The sequence below is a fragment of the Sphingomonas aestuarii genome (assembly GCF_054457155.1).
Window position 1 is genome coordinate 216,492 of sequence record NZ_JBTKVV010000004.1, and the last position, 12,917, is coordinate 229,408.

Annotated in this window: 17 protein-coding genes; 7 read left to right on the top strand and 10 right to left on the bottom strand. The window is 65.4% G+C overall.

The genetic code is table 11. The features are described from left to right. Positions 1 to 24 precede the first annotated feature (24 nt). The 4 genes from ACX0GZ_RS09330 to ACX0GZ_RS09345 all read right to left on the bottom strand — a co-directional run bounded on the left by ACX0GZ_RS09330 (position 25) and on the right by ACX0GZ_RS09345 (position 2,605). On the bottom strand, positions 25 to 1,479 hold the full coding sequence (locus ACX0GZ_RS09330) for a sodium-dependent transporter (RefSeq protein WP_458815692.1): 1,455 nt from the start codon (positions 1,477 to 1,479) through the stop codon (positions 25 to 27). 47 nt (positions 1,480 to 1,526) lie between these two features. After that, positions 1,527 to 1,904 (bottom strand): histidine triad nucleotide-binding protein, encoded by a 378-nt coding sequence (locus ACX0GZ_RS09335; RefSeq protein ID WP_458815694.1) that lies wholly within the window; start codon positions 1,902 to 1,904, stop codon positions 1,527 to 1,529. Positions 1,905 to 2,069: 165 nt separating this feature from the next. Further along, the gene (locus tag ACX0GZ_RS09340) at positions 2,070 to 2,387 is read right to left on the bottom strand and encodes a phosphoribosyl-ATP diphosphatase (protein ID WP_458815696.1); all 318 of its coding nucleotides are present in this window, start codon (positions 2,385 to 2,387) and stop codon (positions 2,070 to 2,072) included. A gap of 32 nt (positions 2,388 to 2,419) precedes the next feature. Next, a complete protein-coding gene (locus ACX0GZ_RS09345) occupies positions 2,420 to 2,605 on the bottom strand; it encodes a hypothetical protein (RefSeq protein WP_458815698.1) in 186 nt (61 codons plus the stop codon). Between the two features lie 243 nt (positions 2,606 to 2,848). On the opposite strand from ACX0GZ_RS09345, the gene ACX0GZ_RS09350 reads away from it, so the two are divergent. Further along, entirely contained in the window at positions 2,849 to 3,172 is a 324-nt protein-coding gene (locus ACX0GZ_RS09350) for a hypothetical protein (RefSeq protein WP_458815700.1), read from the top strand. On the opposite strand, the gene hisF is transcribed toward ACX0GZ_RS09350, so the two are convergent. The 5 genes from hisF to hisB form a co-directional block, all read right to left on the bottom strand. After that, complete coding sequence (hisF, locus tag ACX0GZ_RS09355; RefSeq protein ID WP_458815702.1) at positions 3,169 to 3,936, bottom strand: imidazole glycerol phosphate synthase subunit HisF; 768 nt, start codon at positions 3,934 to 3,936, stop codon at positions 3,169 to 3,171. The genes ACX0GZ_RS09350 and hisF overlap by 4 nt on opposite strands. A gap of 115 nt (positions 3,937 to 4,051) precedes the next feature. Continuing rightward, the gene (hisA, locus tag ACX0GZ_RS09360; protein WP_458815704.1) at positions 4,052 to 4,786 is read right to left on the bottom strand and encodes a 1-(5-phosphoribosyl)-5-[(5-phosphoribosylamino)methylideneamino]imidazole-4-carboxamide isomerase; all 735 of its coding nucleotides are present in this window, start codon (positions 4,784 to 4,786) and stop codon (positions 4,052 to 4,054) included. Then, positions 4,774 to 5,385, bottom strand: a complete 612-nt coding sequence (gene hisH, locus ACX0GZ_RS09365; protein WP_458815706.1) for an imidazole glycerol phosphate synthase subunit HisH — start codon at positions 5,383 to 5,385, stop codon at positions 4,774 to 4,776. Before hisH ends, hisA begins: the two co-directional genes overlap by 13 nt. Continuing rightward, a complete protein-coding gene (locus ACX0GZ_RS09370; RefSeq protein ID WP_458815708.1) occupies positions 5,382 to 5,690 on the bottom strand; it encodes a YciI family protein in 309 nt (102 codons plus the stop codon). The genes hisH and ACX0GZ_RS09370 overlap by 4 nt, the downstream gene beginning before the upstream one ends. After that, the gene (gene hisB, locus ACX0GZ_RS09375; protein ID WP_458815710.1) at positions 5,690 to 6,277 is read right to left on the bottom strand and encodes an imidazoleglycerol-phosphate dehydratase HisB; all 588 of its coding nucleotides are present in this window, start codon (positions 6,275 to 6,277) and stop codon (positions 5,690 to 5,692) included. The genes ACX0GZ_RS09370 and hisB overlap by 1 nt, the downstream gene beginning before the upstream one ends. 234 nt (positions 6,278 to 6,511) lie before the next feature. Between hisB and ACX0GZ_RS09380 the strand changes: the two genes are divergently transcribed. The 6 genes from ACX0GZ_RS09380 (at position 6,512) to gmk (ending at position 11,814) form a co-directional block, all read left to right on the top strand. Further along, the gene (locus tag ACX0GZ_RS09380) at positions 6,512 to 6,988 is read left to right on the top strand and encodes an SspB family protein (RefSeq protein ID WP_458815712.1); all 477 of its coding nucleotides are present in this window, start codon (positions 6,512 to 6,514) and stop codon (positions 6,986 to 6,988) included. A 140-nt stretch (positions 6,989 to 7,128) separates the two neighbouring features. After that, a complete protein-coding gene (gene fumC / locus ACX0GZ_RS09385) occupies positions 7,129 to 8,517 on the top strand; it encodes a class II fumarate hydratase (RefSeq protein WP_458815714.1) in 1,389 nt (462 codons plus the stop codon). A gap of 127 nt (positions 8,518 to 8,644) precedes the next feature. Further along, positions 8,645 to 8,887, top strand: a complete 243-nt coding sequence (locus tag ACX0GZ_RS09390) for a hypothetical protein (protein ID WP_458815716.1) — start codon at positions 8,645 to 8,647, stop codon at positions 8,885 to 8,887. Between the two features lie 61 nt (positions 8,888 to 8,948). Beyond that, positions 8,949 to 10,775, top strand: coding sequence for a DUF885 domain-containing protein (locus tag ACX0GZ_RS09395; protein ID WP_458815718.1), 1,827 nt, complete (start codon positions 8,949 to 8,951; stop codon positions 10,773 to 10,775). Between the two features lie 94 nt (positions 10,776 to 10,869). Beyond that, positions 10,870 to 11,076, top strand: coding sequence for a hypothetical protein (locus ACX0GZ_RS09400; protein ID WP_458815720.1), 207 nt, complete (start codon positions 10,870 to 10,872; stop codon positions 11,074 to 11,076). A gap of 84 nt (positions 11,077 to 11,160) precedes the next feature. Beyond that, the gene (gene gmk, locus ACX0GZ_RS09405) at positions 11,161 to 11,814 is read left to right on the top strand and encodes a guanylate kinase (protein ID WP_458815722.1); all 654 of its coding nucleotides are present in this window, start codon (positions 11,161 to 11,163) and stop codon (positions 11,812 to 11,814) included. A gap of 57 nt (positions 11,815 to 11,871) precedes the next feature. Here gmk and ACX0GZ_RS09410 read toward each other — a convergent pair whose 3' ends face one another. Beyond that, complete coding sequence (locus tag ACX0GZ_RS09410; protein WP_458815724.1) at positions 11,872 to 12,897, bottom strand: hypothetical protein; 1,026 nt, start codon at positions 12,895 to 12,897, stop codon at positions 11,872 to 11,874. Positions 12,898 to 12,917: the final 20 nt, after the last annotated feature.

A 12,917-nucleotide genomic window follows, 5' to 3' on the forward strand; every position in this document is an offset into this window, starting at 1 on the left:
CGCTATCCAACGCGAACCGACTTGTCAGCCCGCAATGCCGGGAAAGATGCCGGCGATCAGAATGACGGTCAGTGCGATCGGGCACAGCCATGCCACCAGAAAGCGCCACAGCGGCTGGAGCGGACCGGACAAGCCGTTTTCCGCATCGGTCAGTCGCCGATCGGCGATCCAGCCGACGAAGATCGCGGTCAGCAATCCCGACAGCGGCAGCAGGATCTTGCTCGTGACCCCGTCCACCGCGTCGAAGAAATTCGCTTCGGCAAATAGCGGCCAGAAACCCAGGGGGCGGAAATCGGCGAGGCTGTTGAACGACAGCGCCGACAAAACCCCGATCGCAAAGGCCAGCAGAGCGAGGGCGATCGCAACCGTCGGCCGCGCGATCCCGAACCGCTTGATCGCCCAGGATACCGGTGCCTCCAGCAGCGCGATCGACGAGGTGAGGGCGGCAAAACCGACCATCACGAAGAAGAACAACCCGATGACCGACCCGAACGGCATCGATTGAAACGCCACCGGCAGCGTCTGGAACATCAACGTCGGACCCGCCGCCACATCCAGCCCGGCGGCAAAGACGATCGGGAAAATCGCCAGCCCGGCAATCACCGCAACGCCGGTATCGGCGACCGAGATGATCGCCGATGACTGGCCGATGTTCGTGCCGCGTCCGGCATAGGCGCCATAGGTGATCATCATCGCCGACCCCAGCGACAGCGAGAAGAACGCCTGCCCCAGCGCCGACAGCATCACCGGGCCGTGGAACAGCCGGTCGGGTTCGAACGCGAACAGGAACGCGACCGCTTCGGAAAAAGCGCCGGTGAACGCACCGTAGAGCGTGATCATGAGGAAGATCACGAAAAACGCCGGCATCAGCCAGATGGCGACGAACTCGATCCCATTGGACACGCCGCGCGCGATGAAGAAGGCGGTGACCGCCATGAATGCGCCGTGCAGCACGATCAGCAAGACGGGATCGCCGAACAGGCGCGGCAGCAACGCTTCGACGGCGCCTTCGGGTTGCCCGGCAAACGCACCGCCGGCAATCGTGCCGTCGGTGATCGCCGATCCCACATCGCCGACGAACACGCCGATATAATAGAGAACCCAGCCCGCCACGACCGAATAGAAGCTGAGGATCATGAAGGCGGCGAGGACGCCGATCCCCGCCAATACCGCCCATTTCGGCGACGCATTGGAATCGCGAGCGGTCTGGATGGTGCTTTCCACCGCCGAGCTTTGGCCGTGCCGTCCGATCAGGATTTCCGAGATCAACAGCGGCAACCCGATCAGTGCGACGCAGATTGCATAGAATAAAACGAACGCGCCTCCGCCGTTCGCGCCCGCTTCGGCAGGAAATCGCCAGAGATTGCCCAGACCGACCGCCGAACCGACGGCGGCCATGATAAACGCGAATTTGGAAGACCAGAGGGGCTTCGCTGTGGAAGATGAATCCGAACCTGCTTGCGCGCCCGAAATCGCCATTCCTACGCTCTCCCGTTACCGTCTTGTGCGGGCATTGCTAACCGGCTTTACCTCGAAAGCATAGGCCCGAGTGGTTTTCCGGCAACGATATGGACGTGAAGGTGGGGCACTTCCTGATGCGCATCCATCCCGGTGTTGGCGAGCAGGCGATAGCCGGGTTCGACCAACCCCGCTTCGCGCGCGACATGGCCTACCGCACGGATAAAGCCCGATATTTCGGCGTCGGAGGCGGTCGCAGTGAAATCGTCCCACGACACGTACCGTCCGCGCGGAATGACGAGGATATGCGTCGGCGCCTGAGCATTGATGTCGTGAAACGCGACGGCATGGTCGTCCTCATAGACGCGCTTCGACGGGATTTCGTCGCGGAGGATGCGCGCGAAGATATTGTCGTCGTCATAGGGTTGGGTGGCGTCGATCGGCATGGGCTTCCTCTTGAACAGTGTCCGTCACCCAGCGAAGGCTTGGGTATCAGGCGAGGGGAACCTAACGCGTGCGGCCTGAGATGCCAGCGCCGATCCTTTACGGGATTTTTAGCCGTCATTCCCGCCTTCGCGGGAATGACGATGAAGGAAAGCAGGGGTGTGGGCCTAAGTGGCAGCCCGTCCGGCCTTTTCCTCGATCCCCGACACCCCTTCGCGCCGCGCGAGTTCGGCGCGTACATCGTCGAGCGACAGGCCGCGATCGGCCAGCAGCACGAGGAGGTGAAACACCAGATCGGCGGCTTCCGACGCCAGCTTGTCCGGGGTGGCCAGCGCGGCGATCACCGTCTCGGTCGCTTCCTCGCCGACCTTCTGAGCGATCTGCGCGGTGCCGCCCGCCGACAGGCGCGCGACATAGGATGAGGCAGGATCGCCGTTCAGGCGGTCGCGGATCGTGGCTTCGAGGCGGTCGAGGGGGTCGGACATGAGGGGGTGCGTGGCGCGGACCGCCGCGCGCGTCAATCCTTCGACTTGCGCTTCCGGCGACGCATCGCCGCGCGGGCGAACCAGACGCCGCCCGCGGCAACCACGAACATGGCGAGATCCGACAGTTCGAACCCGTTGCGTTCGATGACATGCGGCGCGCTTGCGTGCACGGGCGCGACGACGAGGGCGATGGCGGCCAGGACAGGCGGGCGGAACATGACCCATATGCTAGCGTGGAGGGGTTGCGGAAAGGTTTAGCGCCGGAATGCGGAAGGGAAGGGGCGTGACGGTAAAACCGTCTAAATCGGACGACTCCAGACCAGACCGGCGATAGAGTGCAGGCAGGGGGACGGCGGATGAGCTTCACCACGGCACAGCGAACCTTGATAGCCGCAGGCGCCGTCCTGTTCCTTTTCGGATTGCTTCAGGGCGCTCTCGTTCAATCCTTTGCAAATCCCCGGATGGCGCTATCCGCGCACCTGACCGCCGTGCAGAGTGGCATGGCGATGATGATTGCCGGGGTCGCATGGCAGGCGACGAATCTCGGCCAGCGTGTTGCCGCTGCGGGGAAATGGACGATCATCGTGGGAATGTTCGGATTGTGGATCGGACTGACGCTGTCGGCTGCGACCGGCGCGAGCAGCAGCCTGCCGATTGCCGGTGCCGGTTACAGCGCGGATCGCCTCACGGAAACGCTGGTTTCGATCATCGTGCTGGGCAGTAGCGCGTCGATGGCTTTGGGGTGGGGGCTGTTCGTCGCAGGCCTTGTCCGGGCGATGCGTTAAATCTTCCCGCGCACCGGTATCCCCGCATCGGCAAGCGCCGCATGCGCATCGGCCACGGTCGCCTCGCCGAAATGGAAGATCGAGGCGGCCAGCACCGCGCTGGCATGGCCGTCGCGAATCCCCTCGACCAGATGCGCCAGGGTGCCGACGCCGCCGCTGGCGATCACCGGCACGCTTACCCGGTCGGCGATGGTGCGGACGAGCGCGAGGTCATAGCCGTCGCGCGTGCCGTCGCGGTCCATCGAGGTGACGAGCAATTCGCCGGCGCCGAGTTCGGTCAGGTTGAGCGCGTGGTCGACGGCATCGATGCCGGTCGCGCGCCTGCCGCCGTGGGTGAAGATTTCCCATGTGCCGGGGGCCGTCTGCCGCGCGTCGATCGAGGCGACGATGCACTGGCTGCCCATGCGGGTCGCGATGTCGGCGACGACCTGGGGGTTGGCGACGGCGGCGGAATTGACCGCGACCTTGTCCGCGCCCGCCAGCAGCAGCGCGCGCGCATCGTCCACGGTGCGGACCCCGCCGCCGACCGTCAGCGGCATGAAACAGACCTCTGCCGTGCGACGCACCAGATCGATCAGGGTGCCGCGCCCTTCATGGCTGGCGGAGATGTCGAGGAAGCAGAGTTCGTCGGCCCCCGCCGCGTCATAGGCGCGCGCGATCTCCACCGGATCGCCCGCGTCGCGCAGGTTAACGAAGTTCACGCCCTTCACCACGCGGCCATCGGCCACGTCGAGACAGGGGATAACGCGCGCGCGTACGGTCATGGATGGCCCAGCCTTACCCCGTTCGTTTCGAGCGAAGTCGAGAAACCTGAGCTTGGCGCGCGAAATGCGTTTCTCGACTTCGCTCGAAACGAACGGTTGGTGGGGGGTACGTGGCTCACCCTCTGCCTACCCGAACCGCTTCGGCCAGGTCCAGCCGCCCGTCATACAGCGCACGGCCCGTAATCACGCCTTCCACACCGTCCACGACATGCGGCACGAGCGCGTGAACATCCTCGATCCCCGCGACCCCGCCGCTGGCGATCACGGGAATCGACACTGCGCGGGCGAGCGCCACCGTTGCCTCGACATTGCACCCTTTCAGCAATCCGTCGCGCCCGACATCGGTGAACAGCAAAGCCGCCACCCCCGCATCCTCGAACCGCCTGGCCAGGTCGACCGCGGACACGTCCGACACATCGGCCCAGCCCTGGGTGGCGACGAACCCGTCGCGCGCATCGACCGCGACGACAATCTGGCCGGGATAGGCAGCGGCGGCTTCGCGCACGAAATCGGGATCGGTCAACGCTGCGGTGCCGATCACCACGCGCGCCACGCCCAGCGCCAGCCAGCGTTCGACCTGATCGCGACCCCGGATGCCGCCGCCGACCTGGATGCGCCCCGGAAAGGCACGGATCGCGGCGGCAACCGCATCGCCATTGACCGACTGGCCGGCGAACGCGCCGTCGAGGTCGACGATGTGCAGGTGATCCGCGCCCGCAGCAGCGAACGCCGCCGCCTGTGCCGCCGGATCGTCGCCGTAAACGGTGGCGCGGTCCATATCGCCTTCGGCCAACCGGACGACCTGACCGCCTTTGAGGTCAATCGCGGGAAAGATCGTCAGCGCCGCCATGCAAGAAACCTTTCGAGCAGCGCGATCCCGTAGCGCTGGCTTTTTTCGGGGTGGAACTGGACGCCAAGCACGTTGTCGCGCCCGACCGCGGCGACCACCGGGCCGCCATGATCGGTCGTCGCGATCACCTGCGCGGGATCGGCGGCGTCGAACTGGTAGCTGTGGAGGAAATAGGCTTCGCCCGGTTCGACCAGCGGGTGCGACGCGGTGGGCAGCACGTCGTTCCACCCCATATGCGGGACGCGTACGCTGGGGTCGGTCGGGGTCAGCGCGACGACCTTGCCGGGCACCCAGCCCAGTCCCGGCGTCACGCCATGCTCGTGCCCTTCGTCGGCGAGCAACTGCATCCCCACGCACACCCCCAGAAACGGTACGCCGTCCGCGAGCACGCGCGCGCGCAGCGCCCCCACCATGCCGGGGATCGCCGTCAGCCCGGCCATGCACGCCGCAAACGCGCCGACGCCGGGCAGGACGATGCGGTCGGCGCGACGCACCCCATCGGCATCGGCGGTGATCGTTGCATCGCCGCCGGCCGCCTTCAGCGCGTTGTGGACCGAATGAAGATTGCCCGCGCCGTAATCGATCAGCGCCAGGGTCACTCGAACAGCCCGTCCATCGCGTCCGCGGCAAAGCTGGCGGTGAACGACACCAATTCCATCGTCGCCGCGCCTTCGGTCACGAACGGGTCGGATTTCGCGACTGGCTCGACCATCTCCGGTGTGCCGCGGAACAGCAACACGCCGCCGGTTGCGGACGTGCGTCGTCCGGCGAGCAGCATCACACCTTCCGCCATCGCGCGTTCAATCCATTCGACATGGGCCGGGCGCAGACGGTCGATTTCCTCGATCGGCTTCACATAAGTCAGCAGTACGAGCGAGCACGGTGCCATCGGACGGATCGCCATCACAGCACCCCCTTGGTCGACGGGATCGCATCGGCCTTGCGCGGGTCGATCTCGACCGCCGCGCGGAGCGACCGGGCGAGGCCTTTGTAGGCGGCCTCGGCGATATGATGGTTGTTGCTGCCGTGGAGCGTCTCGACGTGGAGGGTCAGCCCGGCGGTCTGTGCGAAACTGTGGAACCAGTGTTCGAACATCTCGGTATCCATCTCGCCCAGCCGGGGTTGCGAGAACGCGACATCGAAGACGAGATAGGGTCGCCCCGAAATGTCGAGCGCGACGCGCGTGAGCGTCTCGTCCATCGGGCTGAGCGCGTCGCCGTAGCGGCGGATGCCGCGCTTGTCGCCCAGCGCTTTGGCCACCGCTTCGCCCAGCGCGAGGGCCGAATCCTCGACCGTGTGATGCTGGTCGATATGCAGGTCGCCCTTCACCGTCATGGCGATGTCGATCAGCGAATGGCGCGACAGTTGCTCGACCATGTGATCGAGGAAACCGATGCCGGTGGATACCGAATATTGGCCCGTCCCGTCGATGTTGACGGTGACGTCGATCGCGGTTTCGGCGGTGTTGCGGGTGACAGTGGCGGTGCGCATGGGCACCCACATAGCGTGGGCGTGTGCGCTTGCAACGTAGCCCTGCTTGTGAGCGAGTCATTTGAGAATGCGCCGAGGCGCATTCCTGCGGCACCGGCCCGCTCCCCCACCCGACCTCCCACAGAATATGCTGAATGGGAGGTCGGGTGGGGGAGGGGGCCGGTGCCGCTTGCTGTCAAGCATAAGGCATACGCACAGCTTGACGCGCAGGCTCTAGTCTTTAGCAACGGGGGCATGAGCGACACCCTGCCCGACAGCCTGATTCCCTATGACGAAATCGTGCAGGAGGCATTGCGCGCGGTGGTGGGTCGCGTGCTGCGCCAAGTCGAATCGTCGGGCGCGCTGCCCGGCACGCATCATTTCTACATCACGTTCAAGACCCAGGCCGCAGGCGTCGATATCCCCGATCGCCTGATCGAGCGCTTCCCCGACGAAATGACGATCGTCATCCAGCACCGCTATTGGGATCTGAAGGTCGAGGAATCGAAATTCTCGGTCGGCCTCAGCTTCAATCAGGTGCCGTCGATGCTGAACATCCCGTTTGCGGCGATTACCGGTTTCCACGATCCGGCGGTCAATTTCGAGCTGCGCTTCCAGGCCAATGACGCGGTCGAGGAACCGCATCACGATCCGGCGGAGAATGACGAGCCGGTCGCAAAAACCGAGGACGGGTCGAACGTGGTGGCGGTGGATTTCAAGCGGAAGAAATAGAATCGGTTCTTCTCCGTTCGTTTCGAGCGAAGTCGAGAAACGCGACCCAAGCGCAACGTTTCTGGACTTCGCTCGAAACGAACGGAGAGGTGAATGAACCCGGGGTTGCGCTTCATGATCGAAGCCCCAGGTTGAACCTCATGACCACCCGCACCGAAACCGACTCGATCGGCCCGATCGAGGTCCCCGCCGACGCCTATTGGGGCGCGCAGACCCAGCGATCGATCGCCAACTTCCCGTTCCCGCCGCATGAACGGATGCCGATCGGCATCGTCCACGGCCTGGGCCTGGTGAAGCAGGCGGCGGCGCGGGTGAACCGGCGGCACGGGCTGGACGCGGCCAAGGCCGATGCCATCGAAGCGGCGGCGGCGGAGGTCGCGGCGGGCAAGCTCGACGACCAGTTCCCGCTTGTCATCTGGCAGACGGGCAGCGGCACCCAGACCAACATGAATCTGAACGAGGTGATCGCGGGCCGCGCCAACGAGATGCTGACCGGCACGCGCGGCGGCAAGTTGCCGGTGCATCCCAATGATGACGTGAACCGCAGCCAGTCCTCGAACGACAGCTTCCCCACCGCAATCCACATCGCCGCGTCTATAGCCGCGACCACGCGGCTGTTCCCCGCGCTGGACCGGCTGCACGCCGCGCTCGATACGAAGGCGAAGGCTTGGGCGGACATCGTCAAGATCGGGCGCACGCATTTGCAGGACGCGACGCCCCTGACGCTGGGGCAGGAATTTTCAGGCTATGCCAACCAGCTCTACAGAGCGAAGCGGCGGATCGAACCGGGCATCGAACATGGCACCAACCGGCTGGCACAGGGCGGGACGGCAGTCGGCACCGGACTGAACGCGCCCGCCGGCTTTGCGCGGGACTTCTGCTCCGAACTGCGCGAGATTACCGGCATCGGCTTCATGTCCGCGGAAAACAGCTTCGAGGCGCTGGCGTCGAACGATCCGCTGGTTCACCTGTCGGGCACGCTCAACACGCTGGCGGTCGCGCTGACCAAGATCGCCAACGATATCCGTCTGCTTGGTTCCGGCCCGCGGTCGGGGCTGGGCGAGATCGATCTGCCCGCCAACGAACCCGGCAGCTCGATCATGCCGGGCAAGGTCAATCCGACCCAGTGCGAGATGCTGACGATGGTTGCCGCCCAGGTGATGGGCAACCATCAGGCAGTCACTATCGGCGGGTTGCAGGGCCATCTCGAACTCAATGTGTTCAAACCGCTGATCGGCGCGAACGTGCTGCGCTCGATCGAACTGCTCACGATCGGGATGGAGAGCTTTGCGCAGCGTTGCGTGGAGGGGATCGAACCGAACCGCGCCCGCATCGCCGAACTGGTCGATCGATCGCTGATGCTGGTCACCGCGCTCGCGCCCGAAATCGGCTATGACAATGCCGCAAAGATCGCCAAACACGCGCACGAGAATGGCCTGACCCTCAAGCAAGCGGGACTGGAGTTGGGGCTGGTCGACGAGGCGACGTTCGACCGGCTGGTGCGCCCGGCACATATGGTCGGGAACTGACCGCGCTTCCCATCGCTTTGTTGGCCTGAATCCACCTTATCTCCGTCCGCTTCGAGCGTAGTCGAGAAACGAACGGGGCTGGGGTTGGTTGGTGAAGTCGCAAGTCAACGGAACAGGAACGGTCAAAATGGTCGGAATCAAATGGGGTGCGCTGATCGGCGGCGCGCTGGATGCATCGAGCGGCGACGATTCGCCATTGGACGGCGCGATCAAGGGCGCTGTCATCGGCGGGCTGGTCAAGGTCGTGGCGCCGATCGCCTTTACCTATGCGGTGGGCTGGCTGGTGCTGAAAGGAATCAGCGAGGGCGCGGACCGGCTGGGCGATGCGGTAACGGGCGGCGACGAACCGAGGCCTGCGCGCGACGCGTGATTGCGCCCTGACGTCAAGCCTTCTACCCTCCCGCAATCATCGCATTTCGGGAGGTTTTTTCTTGTTCGACCGCCGGCAGTTCATTGCATCCGCACTTGGCAGCGCGGCGCTGACCGCGCTTCCCGCGCGCGCTTTCGCCTTTCGGGGCGCGCAAGGGTCGCTCGAGGCGCAGTTCGCGGTGCTGGCCGAACAGATTTTGCGAGTGAACCCGACGAGCGCGACCGGACGTGGACTCGATACAGGCGCACGCGCGGCGCTCAAATCGCAGGTCGCGGACGGGTCGCCTGCCGGGCGGTTCAACGTGCTGAGCGTTTTCACCAGGGCGCAGCCGACCTTTGCCGGGTTCGATGCCGACGGGCTCGATCCGGCAGTAAGCGAGCAGTTGCAGACCGTGCAATGGACCACCGACGTTGCCGCGCGTCTCGTGCGCAACCGTTACGGCGGTTATGGCGGCTTCGGCTATCCGGTTCCTTATGTCGTCAGCCAGCTGACCGGCGCATACCAATCGGTCCCCAATACGCTGATCGATTCGCATACCGTCGCGACCGCTGCCGATGCGGAGGCCTATCTCGCGCGGCTCGATGGGTTTGCGCGGCTCGTCGAACAGGAATGCGATCGCATCGCGGGCGATGCCGGGATGGGCGTCGCGCCGCCCGATTTCATCCTCGACAAGACGATTGCACAGACCCGCAGCCTTGGCGAACAGCGCGGCGACCGGTCGCGGCTGGTGCAAGCGCTGGTCGAAAAGTCCGCCGCCGCCGGGCTGGCGGGCGACTGGGGCAGCCGCGCCGCGTCGATCGTCGACGGTCGGCTGATGCGCGCGCTGGCCCGGCAAGGCGAAATGCTTGTCGCGCTGAAGGCAAAGCCCGGCGGAACGGGCGTCTCGACGCTACCCGATGGCGCGCGCTTCTATGACGATTGCCTGGCGTGGCACACCACGACCTCGCTCAACGCGGAGGCGGCACACGCGGTCGGCCTCGAACAGGTCGCCGAACTCAGCGCGCAGGCCGATGCGCTGTTGAAGGTGCAGGGTCTGACCCGTGGCAGCGTCGGCGCGCGGCTGATGGCGCTCGGCAAAGACCCGCAGCACCTCTATCCCAACACCGATGCGGGGCGGCAGCAATGCCTGACCGATATTCGTGCGCGGATGACGCATCTGCGCGGTCGCATGAGGGAAGTGTTCAACCGCCCACCCTCGGGCGCGATGACCGTCGAGCGCGTGCCGGTGGAGATCGAACTGGGCGCACCGGGCGCCTATGCGCGCGCTGGGCGGATCGACGGGTCCACGCCCGGCACCTATTTCATCAACCTGGCGGACATGAACAACTGGCCGAAATGGAGCCTGCCGACGCTGACCCATCACGAAGGGGTGCCGGGGCATCTGCTCGCGGGCGCGACCGTTCAGGAACAGTCGGGCGGGGCGACGCCGCTGCTGTTCACGTTGATGGGTTTTTCCGCCTATAATGAGGGCTGGGCGCTCTATGCCGAGCAACTGGGTGACGAGATCGGCGAATATGCCGACGATCCGCTGGGCAGGATCGGCTATCTCCAGGCATTCCTGTGGCGCGCCGCGCGGATCGTCGTCGACACCGGCCTCCATGCCAAGGGCTGGGGGCGGCAACGGGCGATCGATTACATGATCGACGTCACCGGCCAGGCGCTGGGCGAGACCGAGCGGGAAATCGACCGCTACATCGTCTGGCCCGGCCAGGCGACCAGCTACAAATTGGGTCATACCGAGATCGCGCGGATGCGCGAGCAGGCGAAGGCGGCGATGGGTGCGCGGTTCGCGCTCAAGGATTTCCACGATGCGGTGTTGCTGGGGGGCTCCGCGCCGCTGGCGGTGGTGGAAAGTCGGGTTAAGGGCTGGGCGGCGGGGGAAGCCTGATCCGCAGGAGTTTGGTTGGGGCCAAGGATCAACCGGGAACTTTCATTTCGATCATGCGCTATCGGACCCAAGTCATTCTCAAAGGGAAACGAGCATGTTCGGACGGATCATCGGCGCATTGGTCGGGCGTGAAATGGATCGACGCAGCGGATCGGGCGGGACCAAGGGTGCCGCACTGGGCTGGCTCGCCGGGAGCGCGATGCGCCGTATGGGTCCGCTCGGCCTGATCCTGGGTGGCGGCTATGTCGCCAAGAAGGCCTATGACCGCCGCAAGGGCAAGGGCGTTCCGCCGCGCGCCTGATCGCCGCGCAACACTCCAATGCGATAATGTCGGACATCCCCCCTCGCGCTTGACGCGGGGGGCTTGGTCGCGCCACTAGCGCGCATGGCCGCCATCCCCGAGACCGACCCGCACGGATTCAAGCGCCGTGGGGTGCTGTTCATCCTTTCCTCGCCCTCGGGCGCGGGAAAATCGACCATCGCGCGCAAGCTGCTGGCGTCGGACCCGACGCTCGGCATGTCGGTATCGGCGACGACGCGGCCGATGCGGCCTGGCGAAGTCGACGGCAAGGATTACCAGTTCGTCGATCTGGAAACCTTTCGCGAATCGGTCGCCAACAACGAATTCCTCGAATGGGCGCACGTCTTCGACCACCGCTACGGCACGCCGCGCGCGCAGGTGGAGGAAATGCTGTCGGCGGGGCAGGACGTGCTGTTCGACATCGACTGGCAGGGCGCGCAGCAATTGTTCCAGTTGAAAGGCGGCGACGTCGTCCGCGTGTTCATCCTGCCGCCGTCGATGCCGATCCTGCGCGAGCGACTCGAAAAGCGCGCGACCGATTCGCAGGCCGTGATCGAGGCGCGGATGGCGCGCGCGGCGAACGAGGTCAGCCACTGGGACGGCTATGATTATGTGCTCGTCAACGACGATGTCGAGCAGTGCTTCGAAAAGGTGAAGACGATTCTGGCGGCGGAACGGCTGAAGCGGTCGCGCCAGACCGGGCTGATCGGGTTCATTCGGACGATGCTCAAGAGCTAAGCATTCGATCTCAAACCCCGTTCGCGCCTCGACGAGCGCGAACGGGGGAGGGTTTCGTTAGACCGTTTGCGCAACCGGGGGCAGGCGATTGCCCATATCCCCCAGCATCCCGACGACCGCGCGCCGGATCGTCTGCCACAGCGCCGACAGCATCAGCAGCGCCGAGCCGATGACGAGCCCGGTAAACGCCGCGCCCAGTTCAAGCGCGCCCGCCTGCTGGAACAGCGCGTACATCGCGTAGAGGACATAGGCGAGGCTGGAGACGAGCAGCGCGCGGCGGTCGATCGCCAGCGCGACGAACGCGAAGAAGACGTAGAGCGCGAGCACGAGCACCGCGATCCCGCCGCCGATCGTCCCGTCGAACACGCCCAGCATCTGAAAGATCGGATGCGCGATCATCGGTGCGGCGGCGAGGTGCAGCCAGAAGGCGACGTCCGACCGCCGGGTGCGGCGTTCGCGATCCGAAAGGTCCCAGCGCATCGCCAGCGCGAACACGCCCAGCCCGCCAAGCAGCACGATCGGCCAATTGCCCTCGTCCAGTCCTGGCACCGCGAAATTGACCAGCCCGACGAGCACGCCGACAAGCGCTGCGGCGCCGGCGGCGACGGTGATCGGGACCATGAACCGCGTCCAGTGCAGCCAGGCCGCGCCTGCGGTGACGAGCGCGATGCCCGCGACGATGATCGCGTCCACCCGGTCCGAAAATTGCGGATTGATCGCCACCACCGCGCCGACGAGCGTCGCCGCGACCCCGCCGACGAAACCGAGCAGCAGCAGGATCGACGGCAGCGCCATCCGGCGACGCCGGGTGAAATATTCGGCCAGGAACCAGCTCGCCCCCGCAACGCCCGCCCCCGCCAGCGCTTCGGTGATCGATCCGCCGACCTGCGCGATCGCGAATAGGACGAGCGCGAGTGCCACCGCGACGAAAATGTCGTTGAACCCGGTCAGCAGCTTGAAATGTTCCTCATCGACCGCAGGCGTGCTGCGCGATGCGGCAACATGGTTGCGGAACGCATCGGCGGCGGAAGCTGGGATCACCCCGGCCTTCACCGCCGCATTCAGATCGCTTTCGCTATACATGATGTCCTCCCTGTGGAGGG